This is a genomic window from Micromonospora globbae (assembly GCF_003610785.1).
Lineage (GTDB): Bacteria > Actinomycetota > Actinomycetes > Mycobacteriales > Micromonosporaceae > Micromonospora > Micromonospora globbae.
This window is the reverse complement of the sequence record NZ_RAQQ01000010.1, coordinates 171240-197707: the sequence shown is the minus strand read 5'-3', so window position 1 is coordinate 197707 and position 26468 is coordinate 171240. Positions and strand designations below refer to the sequence as shown.

The window sequence follows — 26468 nt, the reverse complement described above, 5'->3', positions numbered from 1 at the left end:
GGGCACCTCCGGCGGCAGGGGTGTCTACATTCAACACCACGGCGCCGCACACCCCGGCCCCGCCGGGCGTCCCGGGCTCAGGCGGATGCCAGGTCGGCGGGGAGAAGCTGCTCGGTGAGCAGACGGCGGACGCGCGCGGCGCGGTCGTCGGCCAGCCACCGGTCCAGCAGCTCCCAACCGTGGTGGTAGCCGAGGACGTACAGGTCCATGCCGGTCGCGCGCAGCGTCGCGAGCGCACCGGCGGTCTCCGCCTCGGAGAGCAGCGCCCATCGGCGGAGGTACGCGGCCACTTCCGCCTCGGGGCGGCCCTCGGCGGCCAGGTGGGCGGCGTTGGCCCAGACGCCGAACAGCACGTTCTGGACACGGTGGACCGTGGCGAAGTCGCTGCCGTCCGGGGCGATGCCCACCTCGGCGAGGACGTTGTCGGTGAGCCACGCCTGCGCCTCGTCACCGGGGAAGATGATCTCCTCGGCGTGCAGGCCGAGCCCCTCGCTGAGGACGAAGCTGGGGCTCAGCAGGAACCGGATCCGCTGTTCGAGGTGGCCCTGTTCCGCGGCGAGCCGGCGGTCCTTGAGCAGGGACTCCGCGATGTGCCCGGGGTGCCCCTCGTGCGCGACGACGTACAGCAGGTCGGCCAGGTTGAACGGCAGGTCAACGTTGACGTGCAGCGTCGCGCGCAGGCCGCCCTCGTACTCGCCGGCCGCGCGGTACCCCACGCCGGACTCCAGGCGGCAGCGCACCACCTCGCCCTCGGGCAGGGCGACGAGCCGGCTCGTGCGTCGCCGCGTCTCGGCCACGGCCCGGTCGAGCAGGGCCGGCAGCCGGTCGCGCTGCGCCGCCGGCAGGGTGTGCGCGGCCTGCCAGGCGTGCAGCCGGTCGGCCAGGGTGCCCGGGCCGGGCGGCAACGCCCTGTCGAGTCGGGCGTGGGCCTCGTCGAACACGTCCTCGGGCAGCGGTCGCGCGGCGATCCCCAGGCACTCGCGGGCGAACTGCGGCAGGGGCGGCCGCGGGCCGACGAGGCTGCGGGCGACGGCCCGCATGGCGCGTACGTGCGCCGCCAGGTACTCGGCGCGGCCGGCTGCGAACGGTACGTGCGCCAGCAGTTCGTCGGCGTCGTCGACCAGTCGGCGGACGGGTGGCTGCTCCTCGCGTTCCACCTCGACGCGCCACTGCGGTGGCCCCTGGTAGATGAGCACCGTCCCGGTGGCGCTCCCCGGCAGTCGCCGGTCGAGGCGGAGCGCGAGCAGTGCGTAGCGGCGCAGCCATTCCTGTGGTGTGACGGACATGCTTCCTCCCGGACCTCCGTTCGGCACTCGGGCGAAAGCTAGCTGTACGGTAATTCGTACGGTGTACGAAAGGAGTGCGTGCGATGCCCCGGCCGCGACCGTCGGCGATCTGGCTGCGGGAGGAGCCGGTCCGCAAGCCCCGGCTCTCCCGGGAACGCATCACGCGCGCCGCCGTGGAGCTGCTCGACGTCGAAGGTGTCGAGGGGCTGTCCATGCGGCGCCTCGCGGCCCGCCTCGACGCCGGCACCATGTCGCTCTACCAGTACGTCGGCAGCCGGGAGGACGTCCTCGACCTCGCCACCGACGAGGCCGTCGCCGAGATCGCGATCGACGACGTCGAGGGCCTGCCCTGGCGTGCGGCCGTCGGTCAGCAGATGGGTCGGGGCCGTCAGGTCATGCTCCGGCACCCCTGGCTGCCGACCCTGATGTCCACCCGTCCGCTCCTCGGCCCGCACGCGCTCGCCCGCTCCGAACTGGTCTACGCCCTGCTCCGCGGCGCCGGACTGGACGGGGCGCGGCTCACCGCCGCGGTCGGGGCCCTGACGTACTACGTCCAGGGCTACGCCGCCATGGAGAACACCTGGCGGGGCCTGCGTCACGAGCCGGCGGCCGAGGCGGACCTGCGCCGGCGGGCCCAGGAGCACCTCGACCGCGCCGCGGAGCGGCATCCGACCCTGGCCCGTCACGCCGATCTCGGCAACGACGACTTCGACGCGTCGTTCCAACTCGGACTCGACGTCCTCCTCGACGGCATCGAGGCGCAGCTCGGCCCGCGGTCCTGACCCGCGTCGTCCCCGGCGGTCACGCCTGGCCCGCACCGTCATGTGGGACGACTCTTGCTATGTCCTATCGGATAAGTAGACTTTCCGGCATGACGGAGTCGAGGGACCTGACCACTCGACGCCACGTGGACTTCGAGCGGACCTCCAGCAGCCTCTGTCGCTGCCGCTGACGGCCCTCCGCGCCTCCCACCCTCCACCTGCCCGGCCACCGGCGCGACGACGCGCCGGGGCCGACACGTCCCGCCTCCCCGTCGACCCGTCGCGCCCGCGCCGGCCGCCACGCCGACCGGCGCCGCGCCGCACCCTCCGGAGCCTTCCCATGCCCAGACTCAGACTCCTCGCCATCCTCCTGACCCTCACCGCGCTCGCCGGTTGCGCCGGCGGCGCGGCCGGCGCCGACGGCCGCCAGCAGTTCGTCCTCCGCGTCGGCATGACCTCGGTCACCGGCACCGTGCAGGGCAACCTCGGCTGGGCCGACGAGAAGGGACTCCTGCTCGACCGCCTCCGCCCGGTCGGGGTCACGCAGGTGCGCTTCTCGTTCTTCCAGTCCGGCGCCGACGTCAGCGCCGCGCTCCTCGCCGGGGCCGTCGACGTCGCCGTGACCGGTGACATGCCCGCGCTGCGCACCCGCGCCAGCGGCAACCCCACCCGACTGCTCGCGCTCACCACCGTGAACGCGGACACCTGGCTCATCGGCCGCAAGGGCGGCCCGACCGACATCCGGTCACTGGTCGGCAGGACGGTGACCGCGCCCGAGGGCACCATCCGCTACCGGGTCGCGTACGGGCTGCTGCACGCCGCCGGCCTCGACGACCGCATCGCGATCAGGAACGTGCCGACCCCCGAGTCGCTGGCCGGCCTGTCCAGCGGCGCCATCGACGCCACCGTGATCGGCGGTCCCCAGGCGTACGACCTGGAGCGCAAGGGCTTCGTCGTCATCGACAAGGCGTCGAACCACCCGCACCTGCTCAGCACCGAGCACAGCACCGCCCTGCAGTCCTTCCTCGACGCTCACCCCGGCTTCGACGAGGCGTGGGGGAGCGCCGTCGCGGCGATCAACCAGCACGTCCGCGACAACATCGCGGACTACTGGGCGTACGCCGCGAAGAAGGACGGGGTCGACGTCGCGCTGGAGGCCAAGGCGGAGCCGGCCGCGCACTTCAACGTCGAACCGTTCCCGGCCGAGGGCCTCGCGCAGGTCCGGGCCACGTACGACTTCCTGCGGGAGCAGCGGCTCATCGACGCCGAGTTCGACCTCGATGCCTGGCGGGTCACGCCATGACGGTCGTCCTCCCCACGAGCGCCCCGCCCGCCGCGGAGCCGGCGCTGCACGAACTCGCCCGCGCGCCGCGCCGCCGCGGCCGGGTGCTCCGCGTACCCCGCTGGCTGCGCGCGCTGTCCGGGCCGGCCTTGCTGATCGCGCTCTGGTGGCTGGCGTCGGCGACCGGCGTGCTGAACCCGCAGCTGTTCCCGCCGCCGGCCGCGGTGGCCGCCACCGCGGCCCGGCTCGCCGCCGACGGTGAACTCCAGACGCACGTGGGCGCATCGGTGTGGCGGGTGCTGCAGGGCACTGCCTACGGGGTGCTCGGTGGCGGGGCCGTCGCGGTGCTCGCCGGCCTGAGCCGCGTCGGTGCGGACGTCATCGACTCCACCATGCAGGTGGCCAAGGCGGTGCCGAACTTCGCGCTCACGCCCCTGCTCATCATGTGGATGGGCATCGACGAGGGGCCGAAGGTGCTGCTCATCGCCCTGGGCGTCGGCATCGCCATCTACATCAACACCTACAGCGCGATCCGCGGGGTGGACGCGCAACTCGTCGAGGCGGCGACCACGCTCGGCGTCGGCCGGGCCGCCATGGTGCTGCACGTGATCCTGCCCGGCGCGCTGCCCGGCTTCCTGGTGGGGCTGCGCCTCGCGCTGTCCAGCGCGTGGCTCAGCCTGATCTTCGCCGAGACGATCAACACCACCGAGGGCATCGGTTTCCTCATGGCCCGGGCGCAGACCCTGCTCCAGTTCGACCTGTCCGTGCTCGTGCTGCTGCTCTACGCGGTGATCGGCCTGCTGAGCTACGCCCTCGTGCGCTTCCTCGAGCGGCGCCTGCTCGGGTGGCGCCGCGGATTCGAGGGCGCATGAGCACGGCGGCGATCGACGTGCGGGGCGTACGCCGCCGCTTCGGCGCCCGCGCCGTCCTGGACGGCCTCGACCTCACCGTGGCGCCCGACGAGTTCGTGGCGATGCTCGGGCACAGCGGCTCGGGCAAGAGCACCCTGCTGCGCGCGCTGGCCGGGCTCGACCCGGACGTCGAGGGGTCGCTGCGGATCCGCCCGCGACGGTCGGTGGTCTTCCAGCAGCCCCGGCTGCTGCCGTGGAAGCGGGTCCTCGCGAACGTCACGTTCGGCCTCGGCGGGCCGCGGCCACGGGAACGCGCCCTGGCCGCGCTCGCCGAGGTCGGCCTGACCGGGCACGCCCGTGCCTGGCCGGTCACCCTCTCCGGCGGGGAGGCGCAGCGGGTGGCGCTGGCCCGCGCCCTCGTCCGGGAACCCGACGTGCTGCTGCTGGACGAGCCGTTCGGCGCGCTCGACGCGCTGACCCGCCTCCGGATGCACGTCCTGCTCCGGGACCTGTGCGCGCGGCACCGACCGGCCGTGCTGTTCGTGACCCACGACGTCGACGAGGCGTTGCTGCTGGCCGACCGGGTGGTGGTGCTCCGCGACGGCCGCATCTCGCTCGACCGGACCGTCGAGCTGCCCGCGCCCCGGCGGCGCACCGACACCGCGTTCGCCGCGCTGCGGACCGCGCTGCTGCGGGAACTCGGTGTCCCCGAGGAGATCGTGGAGGTGACGGCATGACGGCGCGGAACGTGCGCGACGCCGACGTGCTGGTCCTCGGCGGCGGTCCGGCGGGGGCCTGGGCCGCGTGGAGCGCCGCCAGCCACGGGGCGCGGGTGGTCCTGGCCGACAAGGGCTACCTGGGGTCGAGCGGCGCCACCGCGCCCGGCGGCAGCAACCTGCTCTACCTGCCACCGGACGCCGAGCTGCGCGAGCGCGCCGTGGCGAAACGGATGGCCGGCGGAGGGGAGCTGTCCGAGGCCCGCTGGATCCACCGCGTCCTCGACGGGGTGTACGAGAGCCTGGCCCTGGTCGAGCGGTGGGGTTACCCGTTCGTGCGGGACGAGCACGGTGAGCCGCTGCGCAACCACCTCCAGGGGCCGGAGTACATGCGGCTGATGCGCCGGGTGGTCCGGCGCGCCGGGGTGACCGTGCTCGACCAGTCGCCGGCGCTGGAACTGCTGGCCGACCGGCACGGCGTCGGCGGCGCGTGGGGCCTCGACCGGCTCACCGGCGCCGAGTGGGAGGTACGCGCCCCGGCCGTGGTGCTCGCCACCGGCGGCTGCGCGTTCCTCAGCAAGGGACTGGGCTGCAACGTGCTCACCGGCGACGGGCTGCTGATGGCCGCCGAGGCCGGCGCCGAGCTGTCCGGCATGGAGTTCAGCAACTCCTACGGCACCAGCGCCCGGTACAGCACCGTCACCCGTAACCGGCTGCTGTCGATGGCCACCATCACGGCCGCCGACGGCACGGTCCTCTACGCCGGCGACGGCGTGCTGCCCCGGGACGCCATCGCCCGGGCACTGCTGGACGGCCCCGTCCACGCCGTCCTCGACCGGGCGGACACCGCCGAGAAGCGGGCGCTGCTGCGGACCTCGCACGCCGTGTTCTTCCTGCCCTACGACCGGCGCGGGATCGACCCGTTCACCCAGCCGTTCCCGATCACCATGCGGTTCGAGGGCACCGTGCGGGGCACCGGCGGGATCCGGCTCGTCGGCGACGGCTGCGAGACGTCCGTGCCCGGCCTCTACGCGGCCGGCGACGCGGCCTCCCGCGAGCGCAGCCACGGGGGACAGAGCGGCGGGGGAGCGTACAACGCCTCCTGGGCCATCTGCTCCGGGCGGTGGTCCGGAGCCGCCGCCGCCCGCTACGCGGCCACGGCCGGTTCCCGGGCGCGGCGTCTGGCGCCGGTCGGCGCCGCGGGCCTCCGCTCCGGGTCGCCCGACACGATCGACACGGCGTCGGTGGTCGCGGCCGTCCAGCGCGAGACGCTGCCCCTGGAGGTCAGCCACTTCCGCTCCGTCACCCGGCTGCGCCGCGCGCTGGCCGCCGTCGACGACCTGTGGCCCGCCGTGCTCCAGCGCCCGGCGCCCGGCGTACGGGGACGGGTGCGGTCCCGCGAGACCGCCGCGATGGTGGCCACCGCCCGGTGGATGCACACGGCCTCGCTGGCGCGCACCGAGACCAGGGGCATGCACCGGCTCGCCGAACACCCGGCGCCCGACCCGGCCCAGCGGCACCGGTTGGTGCTCACCGGCCTGGACCGGGTGTCCGTACGCACCGAGGAGGTACCCGCGTGATCGAACTCGTCAGCGACAGCCGCTGCACCGGCTGCGGCATCTGCGTGAAGGTGTGCCCCACCAACGTCTTCGACGGCGCCGTGGGTGAGGTGCCCGTGATCGCCCGGCAGGGCGACTGCCAGACCTGCTTCATGTGCGAGGCGTACTGCCCGGCCGACGCCCTGTACGTCTCACCGCTCGCCGACGAGACCGAACACGTCGACGAGGACGCGCTGGCCGAGGCGGGACTGCTCGGCAGCTGGCGGTCCCGGCTGGGCTGGCACAAGGGCCAGACCCGGCTCGCCGCCATCGACACCACCCCGTTCCTGCACCGCGTCGAACCCGTCCGGCTGGACGGCTGAACACCAGGAGGACACCCATGCCACCGGTCAACTCGTCACTCGTCGCGCTGGGCACCCCGCTGCCCGCGTTCGAGCTGCCCGACCTGGACGGGAAACCGGTCAGCTCGACGGACCTCGCCGGTCCCGCGCTGCTGGTCGCGTTCCTGTCCAACCACTGCCCGTACGTCCGGCACATCGAGCGGCGCTTGGCCGCGGTGACCGCCGACCTCGCCGGCCGCGGCCTGTCCGTCGTCGGCGTCGCCAGCAACGACACGGGCATCGCGCCGGACGACGACGTCGACGGCCTGCGGGAGCAGGTGGAGCGGGCGGGCTTCACCTTCCCGTACCTCGTCGACACCACCCAGCGGACCGCGCGGGACTTCCGCGCCGCGTGCACACCGGACCTGTTCCTCTACGACGGGCAGCGGAGGCTGGCCTACCGTGGCGCGTTCGACGCGGCGCGGCCCGGCAACGACGTCCCGGTCACCGGCGACCTCCTCGTGTCGGCGGTCGACCTCGTGCTCTCCGGCCGCGACGTGCCCGAGCCGCACACGCCGAGCCTGGGGTGCGGCATCAAGTGGTCACCGGACAACGAACCCGGCGTCGTCGTCCACTGACGACCCGGCGGTCGGGGCCGTTCGGGCGCGTCCGAACGGCCCCTCAACCGGCCAGCGCCGACGGCCGTGCCCCCGGCGCGTCGTCGAAGTCGTCGCGTGCCCGCAGCACCTCGCCGAGGTGGTCGCGGGCCCAGCCCCGGACGTGCGCGATGACGTCGAGCAGGGTGCGACCGAGCGCGGTGAGCTCGTACTCGACGCCGCCGTCGGGACCGCCGACCGGGCGTCGCCGCAGCAGCCCGTCGCGCTCCATCGCCGTCAGGGTCTCGGCGAGCACCTTCGCGCTGATCGGACGCAGGTGGCGGCGGAGCACCCCGAACCGCCGGGGGCCCGCCTCCAGGCAGAGCACGATCATCGCCGTCCACCGGCCGCCGATCCGGATCGGGAACGCGCTCATCGGGCAGGCCGGGTCGAACGCCGGCAACGGCGCATCGGTCCTGGTCACCGATCCAGCGTACGTGGTTACGTTGCGGTTACCGCCCCGGTGGCCTCTACCGTCACGCCCATGCCCAGTACTCCTGACCAGCTCCCCAAGCAGGTGGCCGTCCTCGGTGCGGGCGGCCGTGTCGGCCGCGCCGTCACGGCCGCGCTGCTCGCGGGGGAGCACCACGTGACCGCCGTCGTCCGCGATCCGGGCCGGTACGACCCGCCCCCGCACCCGAGGCTGCGCGTCGTCCGGGGCGACGCCCGGCAGCCGGCGCCGCTCGCCCCGGTCCTGCGGACGACGGAGGCGCTCGTGCTGGCCGTCACCCCGTTCACCGCGCCCCCACCGTCGTTCGACGGCTTCGACCCCGACTACTACGCCGCCATCGTGGCCGGCCTGGCGGACGCCTGGGACCACCCGCACCGGCGGCTGGTGGCCGTCGGCCTGACCGCCACGCTGCGGCTCGACTCCGGTGGCGCCGTCATGGACGATCCCGACCTGTTCCCGCCCGCGCTCACCCCGTACGCCGAGGCGCACGCGCGGCAGCTGCCGGCGCTGTCGGCCACGACGCTCGACTGGGCGGTCCTGGCCCCGCCCGGCGGCTTCGGGACCGACCCGGACCCGCGCCGGCCGTACCGGCTGCTGCGGGAACCGCTCAGCCGGACGCAGGTGATGGCGGCGCTGTCCCACGGCACGTACGCCCGGGCGGTCGTCGCCGAGGTGGAGCGGCCGACCGTCCGGCGGGAACGGGTCGCGGTCGTACCCGGGTGACCCGCGAGGGTTCGCGGCCGTCGCGGGCCGATGGTATGAATGCACCGTGGCGTCGTCGCAGAACGAGGACCCGATGGGCAGCGTGCGCGCGCTGGTCGAGGACGCGCTGCCGGGCCTCGTGCCGGGAGCCCGCGTCGCGCCGGCCGGCGACGAGATCGTCGTCCCGGTGCCGGGCGGCCGGGCACGGGTGTCCCTGGCCCCGCTGCTGCGCGCCTGTCAGGACCAGCCCCGCCCGACGTGGCCCGACCTGGTGGCCGACTGGATCGCGGCGGTCCGCCGGGAACTGCCGGACCGGGTCACGGCGGAGCTCGGCGCGGTCGACCTCGACGAGCTCCGCCTGCGCCTCACCCCGGCGGCCACGCGCACCGACGGCTACTTCACCATGCCGTACGGCGCGCACTTCACGGCCGTGCTCGTCGTCAACCGACCCGGCCGGCTGGACATGCTGACCGTCGCGCAGGTGGCGCAACTGGGACACGACCCCGAGGAGCTGGTACGCCTCGCCGTGCGGCAGACCGTGCGGCACGAGCTGGCCACCCTCGACGTGCGCGACCACGAGCTGCCCACCGGCGCCTCGGTCCGCCTGCTCGCCGCGGACGGCAACCCCTTCGTCACGACGGCCCTCATGTCGGTCAGGCGGTTCCTCCCCGACGACGCCGAGTACGGGGCGCTGGTGGCCGCGCCGCGGTACAGCGCCGTCCTGCTGCACGCGGTGGACGCCGAGGTGGAGAAGACGATCGCGGCGCTGCGGCACCTGACGACGTCCATGTTCACGGCGGCCACCGACCCGTGCACCGACGAGATCTTCTGGTGGTACGACGGCGAGTTCCACCCGCTGCGCGTCGTGGCGGGGGAGGCCGGAGGCGGTGAGGTGAGGGTGCCGCAGGCGCTGGCCCCCGTGGTGGCGCGGTTGACCGGCGGCCGCTGAGCATCCCGGGGGCCGGGCGGGCTGTCCCGCCACCTCCCGCGGGCACGGCCAGGTCGTCGCCGGGGCGGTGTCCGGGGCGGGCGGCCTACGCGGCCAGCACCGTGTCGAGCTTCTGCGCGGTGAGGGCCCGGTCCCGTTCCTCGGCGAGGAACCGCAACGCCGCGTCGCGCTCCCCCTCGTGCCACGCCTGCGCGAGCCGCTCGTAGAAACCGGCCTGCTCGGTCAACTGGCGGGCGCCCTTGCCGGACGTCCCACGGGCCCGCTCGTGGCACAGGTCGGCGAGCTGGGTCGCGGGCTCGACGGGAGACGCGGCGCCGGTGACGACCCGCCATCCGGGCAGCTGGTGCCAGTGGGTACGGCGGCGGCGCGGCTCCTGGGCGTAGTCGCGCTCGGCCACCTGGGCGAGACGGTCGGCCGGCCAGCTGTCGATCTTCTCCAGGCCGGCGTCCAGCACGAACCGCCGCGTCTGGTCGGCCGCCGCGTCGGATGCCAGGTCCACCGTGCGCGGCCCGGATCCGGCCTCGTCCATGCGGATGCCGTAGGTCATGATCCAGCTGGTGAAGGGCATGACGAGCGGCTGCACCGCGGCGGACACCCAGCCCTCGGGCCGCGTGGGGGAACCGGCGTAGCCGATCCAGGCCACCGTCCAGTCGACCGGCTCCCGGACCAGCACCGTGCCGAGGCCGCCGCCCCGGACGGACCACTCGCCGGGCAGCTCGGGCCGCAGCTCGGACAGGATCTGACGCCACCGTCGCGCCTTGTCAGCAGAGGACATGCGTACCTCTCGTCACGTGCGGGCCGCCGGCGGTCAGTCTACGCTCAGCGGCCGCTGCGTCGGCCGGATCTCCTCGGGCGGCCGGCCCAGGTCGAGCTTGTCCTGCACCTTGTTGGCCCAGCCCGGTTCGATGCCGGTCTTCAGGCCGGTCTTGAGGTCGTAGGCGTGTGCCACCTCCCAGTCGAGGTCACCGGTCGCGGCGTCCTCGTACTGGCGCTCGAGGATGACGTCCGGCCGGAAGTCCTGGTCCTTCTGCCGCGACGTCTCCACGCCCTGGGCGTCGTAACCGACCTCGGTCCGCAGCCGGAATCCCGTCTCCGGGGGCAGCATGTTCTGCGCCTCGGCGTCGATGCTCCGGGCGAAGTGCGTGTGCGCCTCGGTGCCCAGCGCCGTCCGTTCCAGGATCAGGTCGACCGTCTCCTCCGGGTAGCCCCGCTCCAGCAGCTTCTCGCGCCGTCGCTGGTAGCCCTCCTGCGCGAGGATCGCGTCCTTGTTCTGGTCGACGTGGTCCCACGCGTCGTCGGCCATCTGCTGGAGCTTCGGGGCGATCTGGTTGCGGGCCTTCTCGATCTCGGCCACGGTCTGCTCGTCGTGCTTGCCCAGCTTCGGGTCGTTGCGCGGCGGCTGGGCGGACTCCCCGCCGGGGCGGCCCCTGGTCGCCGCGTCGGCGATGGCCTCGTGACCCTCGGCGATGGTGGCCGTGGGTCGGCCGTGGCCGTCCCGCGGGCGGGGGACGCCGCCGTCGGCGCCGTCACCACCATCACCGGCGTCGCCGTGCGGTCCCTTGGGTCTCGTCACGGTCGGCCCCGGCTCAGCCGTTGATGAGCTTCGACAGGTTGGTGAGGCTGGTGACGAGCGCGGTGGTGTAGCTCAGGATCCGGCCCGCCCACTTGACCACGGCGGCGATGATCTGCGCGGCGACGACCGGGATCGTGACCACGAAGATCGCCTCGACCGCCCACACGATCACGCGCGCGACCAGGTCCGCGATCAGGTCGCGGACGATGTCGCGGGTGAAGGAGACCAGGTTGCCCGCGGCCTGGGTGGCGGCAGCCATCGCGGCCGACGTGCCGCCGAGGCCCGCGATCGCGTCGACGTTGTTCCTCATCAACGACTGGTACGCCTCGGCGGCGTGCCCCCGCCAGTCCGGGAGGTCCCCGGCCAGGTGGGTCTGCAGGTCGGCCGCCATCTGCTTCAGGTGCCCGGCCATGTTGTCCCACGTCGCCGCGTGCGACGCCACCACGTCGGGCATGCCGGTCAGCCAGTCGAGCATCTCCCGCAACGGCTCGAAGTACTCCATGGCCCAGCCGAGCCCGTTGGCGAGCAGCGCGCTGAACGGGTCCAGCACGGTGGCGACGACGTCCAGACCGAGGGACGCCCCGGCGAGCAGGTCGTCGACCCACCCCTCGCTGCGGATCGCGTCGACGAGACCCTCGACGCCGTCGGCCAGCGACGACCCCGTCCACACCTCCCGCGTGGAGTGGACGGGCGCGACCAGCGACATGTCCGTCATGCGCGCAACCGCCGTCCGATGGCGCTCATCGAACTCGCCGCGTCGCTGTCGACCCCGTCGTAGCTGTCGGCGTTGCGGCGCAGGCCGTCCGCGACCATCCGCAGGTTCTCGTCCACGTACGCGACCAGCTCGTCCTGGCGCACGTGCCGGCTCTCCAGGATCCCGGCGATCCAGCCGCAGAGCTGCCCGTACGCCTGGTCGTCCTGCGTGATGTGCGCGCTCGCGCCGCGGATCGCCTCGAACCGCGACCGCAGTGCCTCGATGTGCGCGGCGTGCGCGCGGATCTGCTCGGGGTCGGCCGCCCATCCGTCGGTGATCGTCCTCACCCCCGCCAGCCGTGGCCGTCGTACGGCTCGCGCTCGTCGGGCTCCGGGTCGGGGAGCAGCCGGCGGTGCACCCGCTCGGCGATCGCCCGTGCCGCGGCCGACTCCGTCCCCACGGTCTCGGCGATGATCTGCTGCGACCGGTCCGCCAGCTCGCCCTTGGCGCGCCGGAGCGTGTCCATGATCGTGCGGGCGAGGACGTCGGGCGGGACGCGCTGCGCGTGGCGGCCCAACCGCAGGTCCAGCAGGGCGCCCGTGGAGTCGACCGTCACCTCGGCGAGGCCGTTCTCGTCCTGGACGGTGACCCGCAGCTCCTGGAGGCGGTCGCTCATCGCCTTCGTGTCGGCGGCGAGCTTGTCGATGCGGCCCTTCCAGGCACGCATCTGCTCCATGGCGCCGCCCGGATCAAGGACACCACCGCCCACGGCCGCGCTCTCCATGTGCCTCCCCCGAGATGCCACGGAACCTGTGGAGGCCGCCGCGGCTGCCAGCACTACACGAAGTGGCGTCGATTGTAGACCAGACATTCACGCCCGTGGACGCCCCGACGTGGGCGACCGCCCCCTCTTGGCGGGAAGCCGTCACCGCCCTAGGATCAGTGCAATGGCACACCGTACTGCCGGGTCCGCTGGCGTCCGGCGGCCCGGACCGGGCCTGTGCGAGCAGATCGAGAGCGGCCGCCGGCCACGGCGGGAAGGGTGCCGATGACCGTCGTCGCGACGTACACGATCCCCGGCATGCGGGTCCGCGAGCACGTCGTCGGGGTGCCGCTGGACTGGTCCGACCCGGCGCGCGGCAGCATCGAGGTCTTCGCCCGGGAGATCGTCGACCCCGTGCGGGCGGGGGAGGACCTGCCCTGCCTGGCCTACCTCCAGGGCGGGCCCGGCGGGAAGGGGCCCCGACCGCTGGCCCGCACCGGCTGGCTCGACCGGGCGCTGCGCGACCACCGCGTCGTCCTGGTCGACCAGCGCGGCACCGGCCGCAGCACCCGCGTCGACGGCCGCCGCATGCGCGCGTTCGCCACCGCCGAGGAGGCGGCCGACTTCCTCGCCTGCTTCCGCGCCGACGCGATCGTCGCCGACCACGAGCACCTGCGGAAGACCGTCTTCGGCGGCCGGCGCTGGTCCACCCTCGGCCAGTCGTACGGCGGGTTCATCACGCTGACGTACCTCTCGACGGCCCCGGAGGGCCTGAGCGCCTGCTACGTCACCGGCGGCCTGCCCGGCCTCGACCCGTCCGCCGCGGAGGTCTACCGGCGCACCTACCCGCGGGTGGAGGCGAAGAACCGGGCGTTCCAGCGGCGGTACCCGCACCAGGTCGCGCAGGTGGACCGGATCGCCGACCGGCTGGCCGGGGGCGACGTCCGGCTGCCCGACGGCGACGTCCTCACCGTCCGGCGGTTCCAGTCGCTCGGCCTCGACCTCGGCATGGCGCCCGGCGCCGAGCGCCTGCACTGGCTCGTCGACGAGGCGTTCTGCGGGGACGAACTGTCCGCGACGTTCCTGCACGAGGTGCTGGCCCGCACGTCCTACGCCGACAACCCGCTGTTCGCGGCGCTGCACGAGAGCATCTACGGGCACGGCCCCGGCGCCACCGGGTGGGCGGCCCAGGCGGAGCGGGACCGCCACCCGCAGTTCGCCGAGGACGCCCGGCCCCTGCTGTTCACCGGCGAGATGATCTACCCCTGGATGTTCCGGGAGATCGCCGGACTGCGTCCGTTCCACGGCGCCGTCGAGGTGCTCGCCGCCCGCGAGGAGTGGCCGCCGCTCTACGACCTCGACCGGCTGGCCGCCAACGAGGTCCCGGTGGCCGCCGCCGTCTACCACGACGACATGTACGTCGACGCGGGCCTGCAACTCGACACCGCCGCCCGCGTCGGCAACGTCCGGACCTGGATCACCAACGAGTACGAGCACGACGGCGTCCGGCAGGACGAGCGGGTGTTCACCCGGCTGGTCGAGATGATCCGCGAGACGGGAGGAGGCGCGACCGACGCCTGACGAGGCGACCACCATCCCTGTCCCCACCCCCGCGAGGAGTTCCCGCATGTCCACCCCCGAACGGCCGTGGCGCGGCGTGCACGTCGCCACGGCGCTGCCCTTCCACGACGACCTGTCCGTCGACCACGACGCGTACGCCGAGCACGTCCGGTTCCTCGCCGACGGCGGGTGCGACGGCGTGACGCCCAACGGGTCGCTCGGCGAGTACCAGACGCTGACGCCGCAGGAGCGGGCGCGCGTGGTCGAGACCGCCGTCCAGGCGGCCCCCGCCGGATTCGGCGTGATGCCCGGCGTGGCCGCCTACGGCGCCATCGAGGCGCGCCGCTGGGCCGAGCAGGCCGCCGAGGCCGGCGCCACCTCCGTCCTGCTGCTGCCGCCGAACGCGTACCGGGCGGACCGGCAGGCGGTCGTCGCGCACTATCGCGAGGTCGCGCGGGTCGGCCTGCCGGTCGTCGCCTACAACAACCCGATCGACACCAAGGTCGACCTCACCCCGGACCTGCTCGCCGAACTGTTCCACGAGGGACTGGTCGTCGCGGTCAAGGAGTTCAGCGGCGACGTCCGCCGGGCGTACGAGATCGCCGAGCGGGCGCCCGGCCTCGACCTGCTGGTCGGCGCCGACGACGTGCTGCTCGAACTGGGCCTCGCCGGGGCCGTGGGCTGGATCGCCGGCTACCCGAACGCGATCCCGGAGAGCACCGTGCGGCTCTACCGGCTGGCCACCTCGGGCGACGCCGCCGACATCGCCGAGGCGCTGCCGATCTACCGGGACCTGCACCCGCTGCTGCGCTGGGACTCCAAGACCGAGTTCGTGCAGTCGATCAAGCTGTCGATGGACGTGGCCGGTCGCCGGGGCGGCGCCTGCCGTCCACCCCGCCTGCCACTCGCGCCCGAGCTGGCCGCGCGGATCACCGCCGACACCGAAGCGGTCCTCGCCAAGGGCTACAAGTGAGGTCCCGCCACACGTTCCACGTCGTCGACTCGCACACGGAGGGCATGCCCACCCGGGTCGTCGTCGGCGGCGTGGGCACGATCCCGGGGGCGACCATGGCCGAGCGCCGGCTGTGGTTCGCGGCGAACCGCGACGACGTCCGTACGCTGCTCATGTACGAACCCCGGGGCCACGCGGCGATGAGCGGCGCGATCCTGCAGCCGCCGACCCGTCCCGACGCCGACTACGGCGTGCTCTTCATCGAGGTCTCCGGCCTGCTGCCGATGTGCGGCCACGGCACGATCGGCGTCGCGACGGTGCTCGTCGAGACCGGGATGGTGCCCGTCGTCGAGCCGGTGACCACGATCCGCCTCGACACGCCCGCCGGCCTGGTCGTCGCGTCCGTGGCCGTCCGCGACGGCGCGGCCGAGTCGGTCACCATCGAGAACGTCCCGTCGTTCGTGCACGCGCTCGACCGGACGGTCGAGGTGCCGGGCTTCGGCACGGTCGGGTACGACATGGCCTTCGGCGGGAACTTCTACGCGATCGTCGACCTCGCGGAGCTGGGGCTGCCGTTCGACCGGTCCCGCGCCGACGACCTGTTGCGCGCCGGCCTGGCCGTCATGGACGCCGTGAACGAGCAGGACCGGCCGGTGCACCCCGAACGCGATGACATCGACGGCTGCCACCACGTCTACCTCGCGGCGCCCGGCTCGACCGCCCGGCTGTCACGGCACGCCATGGTCATCCACCCCGGATGGTTCGACCGTTCCCCCTGCGGCACCGGCACCAGCGCCCGGATGGCGCAACTGCACGCGCGGGGCGAACTGGCCGTCGGCGCCGACTTCCTGAACGAGTCGTTCATCGGCACCCGCTTCACCGGCCGGCTGCTGGGCGAGACCACGGTCGGATCGCGCCCGGCCGTCCTGCCGTCGATCACCGGTCGGGCGTGGGTCACCGCCACGGCGCAGTTCCACCTCGACCCCACCGACCCGTTCCCGGCGGGGTTCCGGCTGTGAGTCCGGTGCCCGTCCCCGACCTTCCCGGCGTCGGCCGCCGGGAGAACCTCCGCGACCGCATCCGCGACGCCCTGCGGGCGGCGATCATCTCCGGCAAGCTGGAGCCCGGCGTCGTCTACTCGGCCCCGGCGCTGGCCGCGCAGCTCGGCGTGTCACCCACCCCGGTCCGCGAGGCCATGCTCGACCTCGTGAAGGGCGGCCTGGTCGTACCCCAGCCGAACAAGGGCTTCCGGGTCACCGAGCTGTCCGAGCAGGACCTCGACGACGTCGCCGCCGTGCGGCTGCTCATCGAGCCGCCGACCGTCCGCGACGTCGTGGCGGTCATCCCGGCCGAGGACCTCCCCGAACTGCGGAGGATGGCGCGGGCGATCGTCGACGCGGTCGAGTGCGGCGACCTGGTGGCCTACATCGAGGCTGATCACGTGTTCCACCTGACCCTGCTCGGGTACCGCGGCAACCGCTACCTCGTGGACGTCGTGGCCGACCTGCGGTCGAAGACGCGCCTGCTCGGGCTGACACCGCTACTGCGCAGCGGCCGGCTGATCCGCTCGGCCGCCGAGCACCACGAACTCCTGGACCTCGTCGAGGCCCGCGACGCCGACGGTGCCGAGCTGCTGATGCGCCGGCACATCGGCCACGTGCGGGGCCTGTGGGCCGGCGGCGCCGAGGAACGTCCGTGACCGCCGACCTCGTCGTCGTCGGCGCGGGCGTGGTGGGCGCGGCCAGCGCGTACTTCGCCACGCTGGCCGGGCTGCGGGTGGTCGTCGTCGAGCGCGGCGCGGTGGCCGGCGGCACCTCCAGCGCCGGGGAGGGCAACGTGCTGGTCTCGGACAAGGAGGCCGGCCCGGAGCTGGACCTGGCGCTGTACTCGCAGCGGGTCTGGCGGGAGGACCTGGCCGAGCACGGTGACCGGTGGGAGTTCGAGTCCAAGGGCGGGCTCGTGGTCGCCGCGTCGGCCGAGGGCGTCGCGTCGCTGCGCGAGCTCACTGCCCACCAGCGCGCCTGCGGCGTCGACGCGCGCGACCTCGGCCACGCCGAGCTGCGCGACTACGAACCCCACCTCTCGCCCCACCTCGCCGGGGGCGCCTTCTACCCGCAGGACGCCCAGGTCCAGCCGATGCTGGTCGCCGCCCACCTGCTGCGGCTGGCCCGCGAACGCGGCGCCCAGGTGCGTACGCACACCGAGGTGACCGGGTTCCTCCGCGCCGGCGCCCGCGTGACCGGAGTGCGGACGCCCGCCGGTGACGTCCCCGCCGGCGCGGTGCTCAACGCCGCCGGCACCTGGGCCGGGGACGTCGCCGGACTCGCCGGGGTGCGCGTCCCCGTGCTGCCCCGGCGCGGTTTCATCCTGGTCACCCAACCGATGCCGCCCGGGACGATCCGCCACAAGGTGTACGCCGCCGAGTACGTCGGTGACGTCGCCAGCTCCGACGCGGCCCTGCAGACCTCGCCCGTCGTCGAGGGGACGGCCGCCGGGACCATCCTCATCGGCGCGTCCCGCGAGCGGGTGGGCTTCGACCGGACCGTGTCGACCGCCGCCATCGGCGCCCTCGCGGCCCGGGCGATCGCGCTGTTCCCGATGCTACGGACGGTCCGGGCCATGCGCACGTACCTCGGCTTCCGCCCCTACTGCCCCGACCACCTGCCGGTCATCGGCCCCGACGCCCGCGCACCCGGGCTCTGGCACGCCTGCGGGCACGAGGGCGCCGGCGTCGGGCTGTCCGCCGGCACCGGCAAGCTCGTCGCCCAGGCGCTCGTGGGCGGACGCACGGACCTGGATCTCGCCCCGTTCGCGCCGGAACGGTTCGCCGAGGAGGACCTCCCGTGACATACCGGATGACCTTCCGCGGCGCCGTCGTGCCGGCCGAGCCCGGGCAGAGCGTCGCCGCCGCCCTGGTGGCCGCGGGCGTCACCGACTGGCGTACGACCCGCCGGGGCGGCCGCCCCCGCGGCCTGTTCTGCGGCATCGGCATCTGCTTCGACTGCCTCATCACCGTCGACGGGGTGCCGGACCAGCGCGCCTGCCTCGTGGCCGCCGCCGACGGCCTGCGGCTCGGCGACGCCCCACCCGACGCGGGCGACGCGCGTCCCGGCCCCGGCGGCGCTCTGCCCGACGCCGGTGGCGCCGACGAGCCGGGGAGGGACGATGCCGCCCGTGCATGACGTCGCCGTGGTCGGCGCGGGCCCCGCCGGTCTCGCCGCCGCCGTCGAGGCCGCCGCGTCGGGACTCGCCGTCGCCCTGGTCGACACCGCCGCCCAGCCCGGCGGCCAGTACTGGCGGCACTACGACGAGACCCACGCCCGCCCCGCCGACCGCGCCGGCCACCACGGCTGGCGGACCTTCACCGCCCTGCGGGAGCGCCTGGACGCCCTGCGCGCCGCCGGCCGGATCCGCTACCTGCCGGGCCACCAGGTCTGGCTCGTCACCCGGAGCGCGGACGGCGAGTTCGACCTGCGACTGACCGCCACCACCGCCACCGCGTCCGTCGCGGCGCGCAGCATCGTGGCGCGGGCGCTGATCCTGTGCCCCGGCGGGCACGACCGGCAACTGCCCGTGCCCGGCTGGGAGCTGCCCGGCGTCCTCACCGCCGGGGGAGTGCAGGCCCTGCTCACCGGGCACCGCACGCCGGCCGGGCGACGCGCCGTCGTCGCCGGCACCGGTCCGTTCCTGCTGTCCGTGGCCACCGGCCTCGCGGAGGCGGGGGTGACCGTGGCGGCCGTCGCGGAGGCCAACGGGGTGGGGGGCTGGCTGCGCGACCCCCTCGGCGCGCTGTCCGCGCCGGGCAAGGGCGTCGAGGCGGCGCGGTACGCGGCGCTCATGGCCCGGCACCGCATCCCGTACCGGACGAGGACGGTGGTCCGGGAAATCCTCGGCCGCGACCGGGTGGAGGCGGTCCGGCTCGCCCGCGTGGACCGGGACGGCCGGGCCACCGGGCCGGACGAGGAGGTCGCCGTCGACCTCGTGGCCCTCGGGTGGGGCTTCACCCCCGCGCTCGAACTGCCGCTCATGCTCGGCGCCGCGACCGCCAGGGACGTCGACGGGTCGCTCGTCGTGGTGGCCGACGACCTCCAGCGCAGCAGCGTCGACGGGCTGTACGTGGCCGGTGAGGCGACCGGTGTGGGAGGCGCCGCGCTGGCCGTCGCCGAGGGCCGGCTGGCCGCGCTCGCCCTCGCCGCCGACCGGGGCCGCCCCGCCGACCCGGCGCGCACGCGCCGGCTGCGGGGCCGCGTCCGGCGGGGTCGCCGCTTCGCCGCCGCCATGCACCGGGCCTGTCCCGCGCCGCCCGGATGGTCCGACCGGCTACCCGACACGACGGTGGTGTGCCGGTGCGAGGAGGTCTCGTACGGTGACCTGCGCCGCGCGTACGACGACCTCGGCGCCACCGACGCGCGCACGCTGAAGATGCTGGCGCGGCCGGGCATGGGCTGGTGCCAGGGACGGGTGTGCGGCTACGCCACCGCCGCGATCGCGGCCCGGTGGGGCGGGCGGGCGACCACGGTGGACGACCTGCGTCCACTGGCCACCCGCAGCCTCGCCGTGCCGGTGCCGTTGGAGGAGATCGCCGCGCTCGCGGGGGAGCCCGCCGGTGCGACGGAGGAGGAGGGAGGAGACGGTGAGTGACGTGCTGAGCATCGACCCGCGTACCGGGACGGTCCGGGGACGCGTGGCGACGGAGGCGACAGCGGAGGACGTCGACCGTGCGGTGCGGGCCGCCGCGGCGGCCGGCGCGGCGCTGCGGGACCGGGCCCGCCGGGCGGACCTTCTGCGCACCGCCGCCACGCTGCTGGAGAAGAGCGGCGAGGAGATCGTCGCGACGGCCGACGCGGAGTCGGCGCTCGGGTCGGTGCGGCTCACCGGCGAGCTGGCGCGCACCTGCTACCAGCTGCGGGCGTTCGCCGACGTGGTGGACTCCGGCGCGTACCTGGACGTGGTCGTCGACCACGCCGACCCGTCGGCCGTGCCCGCGCCGCGTCCGGACCTGCGCCGCCTCAACGTGCCGCTGGGCGTGGTGGCCGTCTTCGCGGCGAGCAACTTCCCCCTGGCCTTCAGCGTGCCGGGTGGCGACACCGCGAGCGCGCTGGCCGCGGGGTGCCCCGTGGTGGTCAAGGCCCACCCCGACCACCCGGCCACCTCCGTCCTGTGCGCACGGATCCTCCGCGCCGCGGCCGCCGAGGTGGGGCTGCCCGAGGACGTCGTCCAACTCGTCCACGGCTTCGACGCGGGCCCGGAACTCGTCCGCCACCCGCTGACCGCCGCCGTGGGGTTCACCGGCTCGGTACGCGGCGGCCGTGCCCTGTTCGACATCGCGTCCTCCCGGCCGCGGCCGATCCCGTTCCACGGCGAGCTGGGCAGCCTCAACCCCGTGGTGGTCACCGAGCGGGCGGCCGAGACCAGGGCGGACGAGATCGGCACGGGGCTCGCCGCCTCGTACACGCTCGGCATGGGCCAGTTCTGCGTCAAGCCGGGTCTCGTCCTCGTCCCGGCCGGCCCGGCGGGCGACGCGGTCGTCCGGGCGGTCGCCACGGCCGAGGTGCCGTCCGGGCCGATGCTCGACGCGCGCATGCGGGAGGCGTTCCTCGCCGGGGTGCGCGCCCGCGCCGCCCTGCCCGGTGTCGAGGAGGTGCTGGTGGCGGGCGAGGCCGGCGACGACGGCACGCCGCTGGCCGTACGGGCGGGCGTGTTGACCGTGGCGGCCGCCCGGCTCACCGGCGGGCCGCACGACGAGCTGTTCGAGGAGTGCTTCGGGCCCGTCACCGTGCTCGTCCGGTACGGCTCGGCGGCCGAACGCGACGCCGTCCTCGCCGCCCTGCCCGGCACCCTCACGGCCACCGTGCACCTGGCCGCCGACGAGCGCGACGGTGCGGCGGCGGACCTCGTCGCGGCGCTGAGCGGGATCGCCGGGCGGGTGGTGGTGGACGGCTGGCCGACGGGCGTGACGGTCGCACCCGCCATGCAGCACGGCGGCCCGTACCCCGCCGCCACGACCCCGGCGACCTCCGTGGGAAGCGGGGCCATCGCCCGCTGGCTGCGTCCGGTCTGCTACCAGAACGTCCCCGACCCGCTGCTCCCGCCCGAGCTGCGGGAGGCCAACCCGCTCCGCCTTCCCCGCACGGTCGACGGCGTCCGCACGGCCTGACCGCGGCCGGCGGCGGGGCATGATGGACGTCGTGGTGCCGCTGCTGCATTCCCTGCCGGCCGAGCCGCTTCCCGACTGCGGTGAGACGACGAGCCGGCTCGCGCGGCGGGCGCTGCGCCCGTACGTCCTCGGCTACGGAGGCTTCCGCACCCGGGTCGACGGGCGCCTGCGGCGGCGGATGCTCCCGCTGACCGTCACCACGGTGATCGTGGACTTCGCGGGCCCCGGTGGCTGGGTGACCGGCCCGCGCAGCGTCCACGCCGTGCACGAGCTGGCCGAGTGGCGGCACGGTGTGGCGATCGGGCTGACACCGGCCGGGGTGTCGGCGCTGCTCGGCGTACCCGTGCCGGAGCTGGTCGGCGCGACCGTGCGCCCGGACGCGCTGCTCGGCCGCCGGGCGGCGGAGCTGGCCGACCGCCTGGGGTCCGCGCCCGGCTGGCCGCAGCGATTCGCCCTGCTGGACGACCTGCTCGCCACGTGGTTGCGGCCGGACCGCCCGCCGGAGGACGCCGTCACCCGGGCGTGGTGGCGGCTCCAGCGCCCGGTCCGGGCGGTGGGGGAGGTCGCCGCCGGCCTGGGCATGAGCCGGCGCGGCCTGGAGCTGGGGTTCCGGCGGCACGTCGGCATGTCGCCCAAGACGGTGGCGCGCATCGGCCGGCTCCAGCACGCCGTGCACCGGCTCGGCCGGCCCGGCGCCGCGCTGGCCCTCGCCACCGACTGCGGGTACGCCGACCAGCCGCACCTGAGCCGGGAGGTCCGCGCCATGACCGGGCTCACGCCGACCGAGCTGTTCGCATTCCTTCAAGACCTGCGGCGGACGGCCAACTAGCCTGCCCAGCCATGAGCTTGAGCGGAAAGACCGCGATCGTGACCGGCGGCTCCCGCGGGATCGGGCGGGCCGTCGTGCGGCGCCTCGCCCGGGACGGCGCCGAGGTCGTCTTCACCTACCGGGAGAACAGGGCCGCCGCCGAGGAACTGGCCGGCGAACTGGACGGCGTGCGGGCGGTTCACGCCGACCAGGCCGACGTGAGCAGCCTCGACACGCTCTTCGCGGCGGTGCCCGACGGCCTGGACATCCTCGTGAACAACGCGGCGATCACCGCGCCCGTCCCCGTCACGGCGATGACCGCCGAGGACTTCGACCGGGTGATGACGGTCAACGCGAAGTACCCGGTCCTGGCCATGAGGCGCGCCGCGGAGGTGATGCGCGACCACGGCCGCATCATCAACATCTCCACACTGAACACCGTGGTGCCGGCGCCCGGCCACTCCCTGTACTGCGCCAGCAAGGCGGCGCTGGAGCAGTTCGCCGCGGTCGCCGCGCGCGAGCTGGGCGGCCGGGGCATCACGGTCAACACGGTCTCGCCGGGCGCGACCGACACCGACCTGCTGCGCGGGAGCAACCCGCCGGAGGCGCTGACGCAGGTGCCCGCGATGACCGCGCTGGGTCGCCTCGGCCGGCCCGAGGACATCGCCGACGTCGTGGCATTCCTCGCCGGGCCCGACGCCCGGTGGATCACCGGGCAGAACATCCGGGCCACCGGCGGCCTGCTCCTGTGAGGACTCCGCCCCGGGTCACTCCTGGTCGATGAGCGCCCGCAGGAACACCCGCTCGTCCTCCGGCACGTAGGAGGCGTAGTAGTCGTACAGGTTCTGGCGGGCGATGCGCGCCGCCCCTGCGCCGTCACCGGCCCGCACCGCCTCGAGCACCTCGGCGTGGTGGGCGATGCTCTCCTCCATCTGCGCGGTGCGGTCCAGCGCGTGAGCGATCTTCTCGGCGATGAGCGTGAGCGCCACGGAGCGTACGACCTGGTTGCAGACCTGGAGCAGCCGGTTGCCGCTGGCCCGAGCGACGGCGTCGTGGAACGCGACGTCGGCGCGGCTGAACTCCTCGTAGCCGAGGGACACGCTGTCGCGCATGACCTTCAGGGCCGCGTCCATCTCGGCGAGCTGCTCCTCGGTGCGCAGCTTGGCGGCGAGCAGGTTGGCGGTCGCGTCCAGCAGCATCCGGAACTGGATGAGTTCGGTGAGGGTCAGCTCGGAGAGCCGGGCCAGGGTGGTCATCGACTTCTGGAGGGTGACCGGGGAGAACGGCACGATCTCCGCGCCCGCCGGGTCGCCCGCCCGGGACCGGACCAGGCCGTTGCTCTGGAGCACCCGCAGCGCCTCGCGCACCGTCGCGCGGCTGACCGAGAACTGCCGCACCAGGTCCCGCTCGGAGGGCAGTCGCTCGCCCGGGCGCAGCTCACCGCGCAGGATCGCCTCCTCGATCTGCTGCACGATCCGTTCGTACGCCCGCACGGGCTGGACCGGTTGGAATCGCGGCCGTTGGGCCACTGGCTACCCCCGTGGTGGAAGTCTGCAAGAGCGCTGGCGACCAGCGGAATCGCCGCGGTCGGGGCGAACCGATCCGGCCATTCGTGGCCGTCTGCCGGAAATGGTAACGCCTCACGGTGCCCGGCCGGCGTGGCGGCGAGGCCGCGCCGGCCGGGCCCGTGAAGCGGTCGTCCGCCTCGCGGTCAGCGCCGGGCGGCTGCTCGGCGCCGGATCAGCAGGGCGCCGGCCAACCCCGCGAACCCGACGAGCGCCAGGAGCCCGTTGGCCGGTGCGGGCCCGTCACCGCCGGACGAGGCGGTGGGGGTGAAGGCGACCGGTTGCGACTCGTCGCCCGCCCCGGCTCCGGACGTGCCGGCTCCGGACGTGCCGGCGGTCTGCCCGGTGGCCGACGCGCCCCCGACCGGCGGGGTCCCCTCGGAGACCTTGGCCGACGCGGCGGCCAGCGACTGGGCCGTGACCTCCGGCGCCACGCCGCGCTTGTCCGGCGGCAGGGGTGCGAGCTTCTTGCAGGCCGAGGGGTACCGGTCGCAGTAGCTCGTCGCCGTGCCGACGGTCCGGGCGTTGAGGATCGCGTGGCCCACGGCGCGGGTGAGCGTGTCGGCGGCGGCGTTGAAGATGCGGTTGAGCTGGCCGCCGTCGGCGTTGACGCGCAGCGGCGTGCCCTCGCCGGTGGAGACCGCGAAGACCGTGTCGCCGTCGCTGAGGGTGTGGATCGGGTTGATGGCGCGGGCCAGGCCGTCGTGCGCGTTCGTGGCCATGCGGGCCGCGGCGGCCTTCTCCAGCGGCGCGTTGGTGGCCACCACGGCGATGGTGGTGTTCATCGAGGGCTCGTCGGCCTTCGCGCCGGACGCGCCGGGTGGGTTGCACTCCTGCTTCTTCGGTGTGGTGAGGCCGCGGAACTCACCGGCGACCTCGAACCGGGCGGCCAGCAGCGAGCAGTCCCGTGCGTCCACGGGGGACCCGACCGAGTTCACCACGACGATGGCGCCGACGACGATGCCGTTGTCGAGCACCATGCTGGCCGTGCCGACGCCGCCCTTCATGCCGCCGGAGCGGGCCCCGGTGCCGCCGCCCACGACGCCCTGCGCCACGGCGCCGGCGTGGGCGTTCTCGGCGGCGAGCCAGCCCCAGGCGGGGGTCGTGCGGGCCCGGATGTTGCCGCCCCGACCGAGATCGAAGATGTCGGCGGCCGGCACGATCGGAGCGACGCCGCCGCCGACCCGGACGCCCTCGCCGCGTTCCTCGAGCCACCGGATCACGCCGTCGGTGGCGGCCAGCCCGTACATGCTGCTCCCGCCGAGCATGACGGCGTTGACGCCGGGGTTGGAGTTGAGCGGGTCGAGCAGGTCGGTCTCCTTGGTGGCCGGCGCGCCGCCCTCCTGGTCGACGCCGGTCACGGACATGCGGGGGGTGTAGACGACGGTGGTGCCGGTGAGGTACGGGGCCCGGGTGGACTGGACCTGACCGACCTGGATGCCCGGCACGTCGGTGATGGCGTTGTAGCGGCCGGGCAGGCCGGGAGTGTCCGCCGCGGCGGCGGGAGCGGATACGCCGACGACGGCGACCGAGCCCATGAGCGCCCCGGCGAGCACTGCGGCGGACCGCGATGCCATGGATGCCATGAGTTCCCCTCTCTACGGAGTGGCTGCCGGATCCTCCCGGGGGCGTGGGCAGGCGTCCCCGGTTCCGGCGAGAACCTTGGGGTGGAGCCCTTGACCTTTCCTGCGGGCGAGTGAGAGCGTTGGGTCCACTGAGGCTACTGGTCAGACCAGTTGACGTAAAGAGCGTCTTCAAAGAACGGAGAGCTCGGCGTGCAGGACCTCCGCGTGGCAGTGATCCCCGGTGACGGTGTGGGTCCCGAGGTGGTCTCGGCGAGCCTGCCCGTGCTCCGCGCCGCCGCGGCGCGCGCCGGCGCCAGGCTGGATCCCGTCGAGTTCGACTGGGGCGGCGAACGGTACCTGCGCACCGGCCGGGCCATGCCCGCCGACGGCGCCGAGATCCTCCGCGGCTTCCCCGCGGTGCTGTTCGGCGCCGTCGGCCGTCCCGACGTACCCGACCACGAACTCGTCTGGGGCCTCATCATCGGGGTCCGTCAGGCCCTGGACCTCGCCGTCAACGTACGGCCCGTGCAGTCCTGGGCCGGTGTGCGTACGGTCCTGCGCGAACCCGACGGCGTCGACCTGGTCATCGTCCGCGAGAACACCGAGGGGGAGTACGTGGGCGTCGGCGGCCGTGCCCACGCCGCCACCGCGCACGAGCTCGGTATCGAGGTGGCCGTCCACTCCCGCCCGGCGATCCTGCGCGCGGCCCGGTACGCCTTCGATCTCGCGCGGTCCCGGCGGGGCCGGGTGAGCCTCGTGACCAAGTCCAACGCGCTGCGCCACGGCTACACGCTGTGGGACGCGGTGGTCGCCGAGGTGGCGGCCGCGTATCCCGACGTCGAGTGCGAGCAGGTGCTCGTCGACGCGATGGCCGTCCGCCTCGTCCAACAGCCCCGCGACCTCGACGTGCTGCTGTGCAGCAACCTCTTCGGCGACATCCTCTCCGATCTCGCGGCCGTCCTGGCCGGGGGGATGGGCATGGCGCCGAGCGCCAACCTCCTTCCCGACGGTGAGGCGCCGGCGCTCTTCGAACCCGTGCACGGCTCGGCTCCGGACATCGCGGGGCGTGGCGTGGCCAATCCGGTGGCGTGCATGCTGTCCGGAGCCATGCTCCTCGACCACGTCGGCCTGCCGGTGGCCGGGCGGATCGTCCGCGACGCGGTGGCCACCGCGCTGCGCGATCCCGCCCGGCACACACCCGACCTCGGTGGCAGCGCCACCACCAAGGAACTCGCGGCGGAGATCCTGGCCGTCGTGGAGGGCAGCACCGCACCGTGACCACACCCCACCCGTCCGTT

29 protein-coding genes are annotated in these 26468 nt (G+C 74.6%); 20 read left to right on the top strand and 9 right to left on the bottom strand.

Annotation, left to right across the window (positions count from 1 at the left end; all coding sequences use genetic code 11):
- Positions 1–77 precede the first annotated feature (77 nt).
- Positions 78–1286, bottom strand: coding sequence for a hypothetical protein (locus D7I43_RS15965; protein WP_120329285.1), 1209 nt, complete (start codon positions 1284–1286; stop codon positions 78–80).
- Between the two features lie 83 nt (positions 1287–1369).
- On the opposite strand from D7I43_RS15965, the gene D7I43_RS15960 reads away from it, so the two are divergent.
- The 7 genes from D7I43_RS15960 to D7I43_RS15930 all read left to right on the top strand — a co-directional run bounded on the left by D7I43_RS15960 (position 1370) and on the right by D7I43_RS15930 (position 7413).
- Positions 1370–2068: a TetR/AcrR family transcriptional regulator gene (locus tag D7I43_RS15960; protein WP_120329284.1), complete on the top strand. Its 699-nt coding sequence runs from the start codon at positions 1370–1372 to the stop codon at positions 2066–2068.
- A 319-nt stretch (positions 2069–2387) separates the two neighbouring features.
- Entirely contained in the window at positions 2388–3350 is a 963-nt protein-coding gene (locus D7I43_RS15955) for an ABC transporter substrate-binding protein (protein ID WP_120329283.1), read from the top strand.
- Complete coding sequence (locus tag D7I43_RS15950) at positions 3347–4201, top strand: ABC transporter permease (protein WP_120329282.1); 855 nt, start codon at positions 3347–3349, stop codon at positions 4199–4201. Before D7I43_RS15955 ends, D7I43_RS15950 begins: the two co-directional genes overlap by 4 nt.
- Entirely contained in the window at positions 4198–4917 is a 720-nt protein-coding gene (locus D7I43_RS15945; RefSeq protein ID WP_120329281.1) for an ABC transporter ATP-binding protein, read from the top strand. The genes D7I43_RS15950 and D7I43_RS15945 overlap by 4 nt, the downstream gene beginning before the upstream one ends.
- Positions 4914–6476 (top strand): FAD-dependent oxidoreductase, encoded by a 1563-nt coding sequence (locus D7I43_RS15940; RefSeq protein ID WP_120329280.1) that lies wholly within the window; start codon positions 4914–4916, stop codon positions 6474–6476. The genes D7I43_RS15945 and D7I43_RS15940 overlap by 4 nt, the downstream gene beginning before the upstream one ends.
- Positions 6473–6817 carry a 4Fe-4S dicluster domain-containing protein gene (locus D7I43_RS15935; protein WP_120329279.1) on the top strand — a complete coding sequence of 115 codons (345 nt, stop codon included), beginning with the start codon at positions 6473–6475 and terminating at the stop codon, positions 6815–6817. The genes D7I43_RS15940 and D7I43_RS15935 overlap by 4 nt, the downstream gene beginning before the upstream one ends.
- Before the next feature lie 17 nt (positions 6818–6834).
- A complete protein-coding gene (locus D7I43_RS15930) occupies positions 6835–7413 on the top strand; it encodes a thioredoxin family protein (RefSeq protein ID WP_120329278.1) in 579 nt (192 codons plus the stop codon).
- 43 nt (positions 7414–7456) lie between these two features.
- On the opposite strand, the gene D7I43_RS15925 is transcribed toward D7I43_RS15930, so the two are convergent.
- Positions 7457–7855 (bottom strand): winged helix-turn-helix transcriptional regulator, encoded by a 399-nt coding sequence (locus D7I43_RS15925; RefSeq protein ID WP_204985204.1) that lies wholly within the window; start codon positions 7853–7855, stop codon positions 7457–7459.
- 60 nt (positions 7856–7915) lie between these two features.
- On the opposite strand from D7I43_RS15925, the gene D7I43_RS15920 reads away from it, so the two are divergent.
- Together D7I43_RS15920 and D7I43_RS15915 are read left to right on the top strand one after the other, a co-directional pair.
- Complete coding sequence (locus tag D7I43_RS15920) at positions 7916–8605, top strand: NAD(P)-dependent oxidoreductase (RefSeq protein ID WP_120329277.1); 690 nt, start codon at positions 7916–7918, stop codon at positions 8603–8605.
- 46 nt (positions 8606–8651) lie between these two features.
- Positions 8652–9533, top strand: coding sequence for a hypothetical protein (locus D7I43_RS15915; protein WP_120329276.1), 882 nt, complete (start codon positions 8652–8654; stop codon positions 9531–9533).
- Between the two features lie 85 nt (positions 9534–9618).
- Here D7I43_RS15915 and D7I43_RS15910 read toward each other — a convergent pair whose 3' ends face one another.
- From D7I43_RS15910 to D7I43_RS15890, 5 genes are read right to left on the bottom strand one after another with little or no spacing between them, the layout of a single operon-like run.
- Positions 9619–10308 (bottom strand): hypothetical protein, encoded by a 690-nt coding sequence (locus tag D7I43_RS15910; protein WP_120329275.1) that lies wholly within the window; start codon positions 10306–10308, stop codon positions 9619–9621.
- A gap of 33 nt (positions 10309–10341) precedes the next feature.
- Entirely contained in the window at positions 10342–11106 is a 765-nt protein-coding gene (locus D7I43_RS15905; RefSeq protein WP_120329274.1) for a hypothetical protein, read from the bottom strand.
- Between the two features lie 13 nt (positions 11107–11119).
- Positions 11120–11821, bottom strand: coding sequence for a WXG100 family type VII secretion target (locus D7I43_RS15900; RefSeq protein ID WP_120329273.1), 702 nt, complete (start codon positions 11819–11821; stop codon positions 11120–11122).
- Positions 11818–12147 carry a hypothetical protein gene (locus tag D7I43_RS15895; protein ID WP_204985203.1) on the bottom strand — a complete coding sequence of 110 codons (330 nt, stop codon included), beginning with the start codon at positions 12145–12147 and terminating at the stop codon, positions 11818–11820. The genes D7I43_RS15900 and D7I43_RS15895 overlap by 4 nt, the downstream gene beginning before the upstream one ends.
- A complete protein-coding gene (locus D7I43_RS15890; protein WP_204985202.1) occupies positions 12144–12584 on the bottom strand; it encodes a YbaB/EbfC family nucleoid-associated protein in 441 nt (146 codons plus the stop codon). The genes D7I43_RS15895 and D7I43_RS15890 overlap by 4 nt, the downstream gene beginning before the upstream one ends.
- A gap of 264 nt (positions 12585–12848) precedes the next feature.
- Here D7I43_RS15890 and D7I43_RS15885 point away from each other — a divergent pair, with 264 nt between their 5' ends.
- Genes D7I43_RS15885 through D7I43_RS15840 form a run of 10 tightly spaced genes read left to right on the top strand, consistent with a single transcriptional unit; the run spans position 12849 to position 22792 of the window.
- A complete protein-coding gene (locus D7I43_RS15885; RefSeq protein ID WP_120329272.1) occupies positions 12849–14144 on the top strand; it encodes an alpha/beta fold hydrolase in 1296 nt (431 codons plus the stop codon).
- Between the two features lie 46 nt (positions 14145–14190).
- Positions 14191–15096: a dihydrodipicolinate synthase family protein gene (locus D7I43_RS15880; RefSeq protein WP_120329271.1), complete on the top strand. Its 906-nt coding sequence runs from the start codon at positions 14191–14193 to the stop codon at positions 15094–15096.
- Entirely contained in the window at positions 15093–16094 is a 1002-nt protein-coding gene (locus D7I43_RS15875) for a proline racemase family protein (protein WP_120329270.1), read from the top strand. The genes D7I43_RS15880 and D7I43_RS15875 overlap by 4 nt, the downstream gene beginning before the upstream one ends.
- Entirely contained in the window at positions 16091–16774 is a 684-nt protein-coding gene (locus tag D7I43_RS15870; protein ID WP_120329269.1) for a GntR family transcriptional regulator, read from the top strand. Before D7I43_RS15875 ends, D7I43_RS15870 begins: the two co-directional genes overlap by 4 nt.
- Positions 16771–17922, top strand: coding sequence for an NAD(P)/FAD-dependent oxidoreductase (locus D7I43_RS15865; RefSeq protein WP_120329268.1), 1152 nt, complete (start codon positions 16771–16773; stop codon positions 17920–17922). The genes D7I43_RS15870 and D7I43_RS15865 overlap by 4 nt, the downstream gene beginning before the upstream one ends.
- Positions 17919–18257, top strand: a complete 339-nt coding sequence (locus tag D7I43_RS15860) for a 2Fe-2S iron-sulfur cluster-binding protein (RefSeq protein ID WP_240032984.1) — start codon at positions 17919–17921, stop codon at positions 18255–18257. Before D7I43_RS15865 ends, D7I43_RS15860 begins: the two co-directional genes overlap by 4 nt.
- Positions 18241–19716 (top strand): FAD/NAD(P)-dependent oxidoreductase, encoded by a 1476-nt coding sequence (locus tag D7I43_RS15855; RefSeq protein ID WP_120329266.1) that lies wholly within the window; start codon positions 18241–18243, stop codon positions 19714–19716. The genes D7I43_RS15860 and D7I43_RS15855 overlap by 17 nt, the downstream gene beginning before the upstream one ends.
- The gene (locus D7I43_RS15850; RefSeq protein WP_240032983.1) at positions 19709–21232 is read left to right on the top strand and encodes an aldehyde dehydrogenase (NADP(+)); all 1524 of its coding nucleotides are present in this window, start codon (positions 19709–19711) and stop codon (positions 21230–21232) included. The genes D7I43_RS15855 and D7I43_RS15850 overlap by 8 nt, the downstream gene beginning before the upstream one ends.
- A 19-nt stretch (positions 21233–21251) precedes the next feature.
- Positions 21252–22061 carry a helix-turn-helix domain-containing protein gene (locus D7I43_RS15845; RefSeq protein WP_120329264.1) on the top strand — a complete coding sequence of 270 codons (810 nt, stop codon included), beginning with the start codon at positions 21252–21254 and terminating at the stop codon, positions 22059–22061.
- Positions 22062–22072: 11 nt separating this feature from the next.
- Complete coding sequence (locus D7I43_RS15840; RefSeq protein WP_120329263.1) at positions 22073–22792, top strand: SDR family oxidoreductase; 720 nt, start codon at positions 22073–22075, stop codon at positions 22790–22792.
- 15 nt (positions 22793–22807) lie between these two features.
- On the opposite strand, the gene D7I43_RS15835 is transcribed toward D7I43_RS15840, so the two are convergent.
- Together D7I43_RS15835 and D7I43_RS15830 are read right to left on the bottom strand one after the other, a co-directional pair.
- Positions 22808–23512: a FadR/GntR family transcriptional regulator gene (locus D7I43_RS15835; protein WP_240032982.1), complete on the bottom strand. Its 705-nt coding sequence runs from the start codon at positions 23510–23512 to the stop codon at positions 22808–22810.
- A gap of 239 nt (positions 23513–23751) precedes the next feature.
- Positions 23752–25182 carry a P1 family peptidase gene (locus D7I43_RS15830; protein WP_192902170.1) on the bottom strand — a complete coding sequence of 477 codons (1431 nt, stop codon included), beginning with the start codon at positions 25180–25182 and terminating at the stop codon, positions 23752–23754.
- A 213-nt stretch (positions 25183–25395) separates the two neighbouring features.
- Here D7I43_RS15830 and D7I43_RS15825 point away from each other — a divergent pair, with 213 nt between their 5' ends.
- Positions 25396–26448 carry an isocitrate/isopropylmalate dehydrogenase family protein gene (locus D7I43_RS15825; RefSeq protein ID WP_240032981.1) on the top strand — a complete coding sequence of 351 codons (1053 nt, stop codon included), beginning with the start codon at positions 25396–25398 and terminating at the stop codon, positions 26446–26448.
- Positions 26449–26468 lie beyond the last annotated feature (20 nt).

What these genes read in the sequence shown, in the direction of transcription:
- D7I43_RS15965 (WP_120329285.1), bottom strand. Translation starts at nt 1,286, where the DNA reads ATGTCCGTCACACCACAGGAATGGCTGCGCCGCTACGCACTGCTCGCG.
- D7I43_RS15960 (WP_120329284.1), top strand. Translation starts at nt 1,370, where the DNA reads ATGCCCCGGCCGCGACCGTCGGCGATCTGGCTGCGGGAGGAGCCGGTC.
- D7I43_RS15955 (WP_120329283.1), top strand. Translation starts at nt 2,388, where the DNA reads ATGCCCAGACTCAGACTCCTCGCCATCCTCCTGACCCTCACCGCGCTC.
- D7I43_RS15950 (WP_120329282.1), top strand. Translation starts at nt 3,347, where the DNA reads ATGACGGTCGTCCTCCCCACGAGCGCCCCGCCCGCCGCGGAGCCGGCG.
- D7I43_RS15945 (WP_120329281.1), top strand. Translation starts at nt 4,198, where the DNA reads ATGAGCACGGCGGCGATCGACGTGCGGGGCGTACGCCGCCGCTTCGGC.
- D7I43_RS15940 (WP_120329280.1), top strand. Translation starts at nt 4,914, where the DNA reads ATGACGGCGCGGAACGTGCGCGACGCCGACGTGCTGGTCCTCGGCGGC.
- D7I43_RS15930 (WP_120329278.1), top strand. Translation starts at nt 6,835, where the DNA reads ATGCCACCGGTCAACTCGTCACTCGTCGCGCTGGGCACCCCGCTGCCC.
- D7I43_RS15920 (WP_120329277.1), top strand. Translation starts at nt 7,916, where the DNA reads ATGCCCAGTACTCCTGACCAGCTCCCCAAGCAGGTGGCCGTCCTCGGT.
- D7I43_RS15910 (WP_120329275.1), bottom strand. Translation starts at nt 10,308, where the DNA reads ATGTCCTCTGCTGACAAGGCGCGACGGTGGCGTCAGATCCTGTCCGAG.
- D7I43_RS15900 (WP_120329273.1), bottom strand. Translation starts at nt 11,821, where the DNA reads ATGACGGACATGTCGCTGGTCGCGCCCGTCCACTCCACGCGGGAGGTG.
- D7I43_RS15890 (WP_204985202.1), bottom strand. Translation starts at nt 12,584, where the DNA reads ATGGAGAGCGCGGCCGTGGGCGGTGGTGTCCTTGATCCGGGCGGCGCC.
- D7I43_RS15885 (WP_120329272.1), top strand. Translation starts at nt 12,849, where the DNA reads ATGACCGTCGTCGCGACGTACACGATCCCCGGCATGCGGGTCCGCGAG.
- D7I43_RS15880 (WP_120329271.1), top strand. Translation starts at nt 14,191, where the DNA reads ATGTCCACCCCCGAACGGCCGTGGCGCGGCGTGCACGTCGCCACGGCG.
- D7I43_RS15855 (WP_120329266.1), top strand. Translation starts at nt 18,241, where the DNA reads ATGCCGCCCGTGCATGACGTCGCCGTGGTCGGCGCGGGCCCCGCCGGT.
- D7I43_RS15845 (WP_120329264.1), top strand. Translation starts at nt 21,252, where the DNA reads ATGATGGACGTCGTGGTGCCGCTGCTGCATTCCCTGCCGGCCGAGCCG.
- D7I43_RS15840 (WP_120329263.1), top strand. Translation starts at nt 22,073, where the DNA reads ATGAGCTTGAGCGGAAAGACCGCGATCGTGACCGGCGGCTCCCGCGGG.
- D7I43_RS15830 (WP_192902170.1), bottom strand. Translation starts at nt 25,182, where the DNA reads ATGGCATCGCGGTCCGCCGCAGTGCTCGCCGGGGCGCTCATGGGCTCG.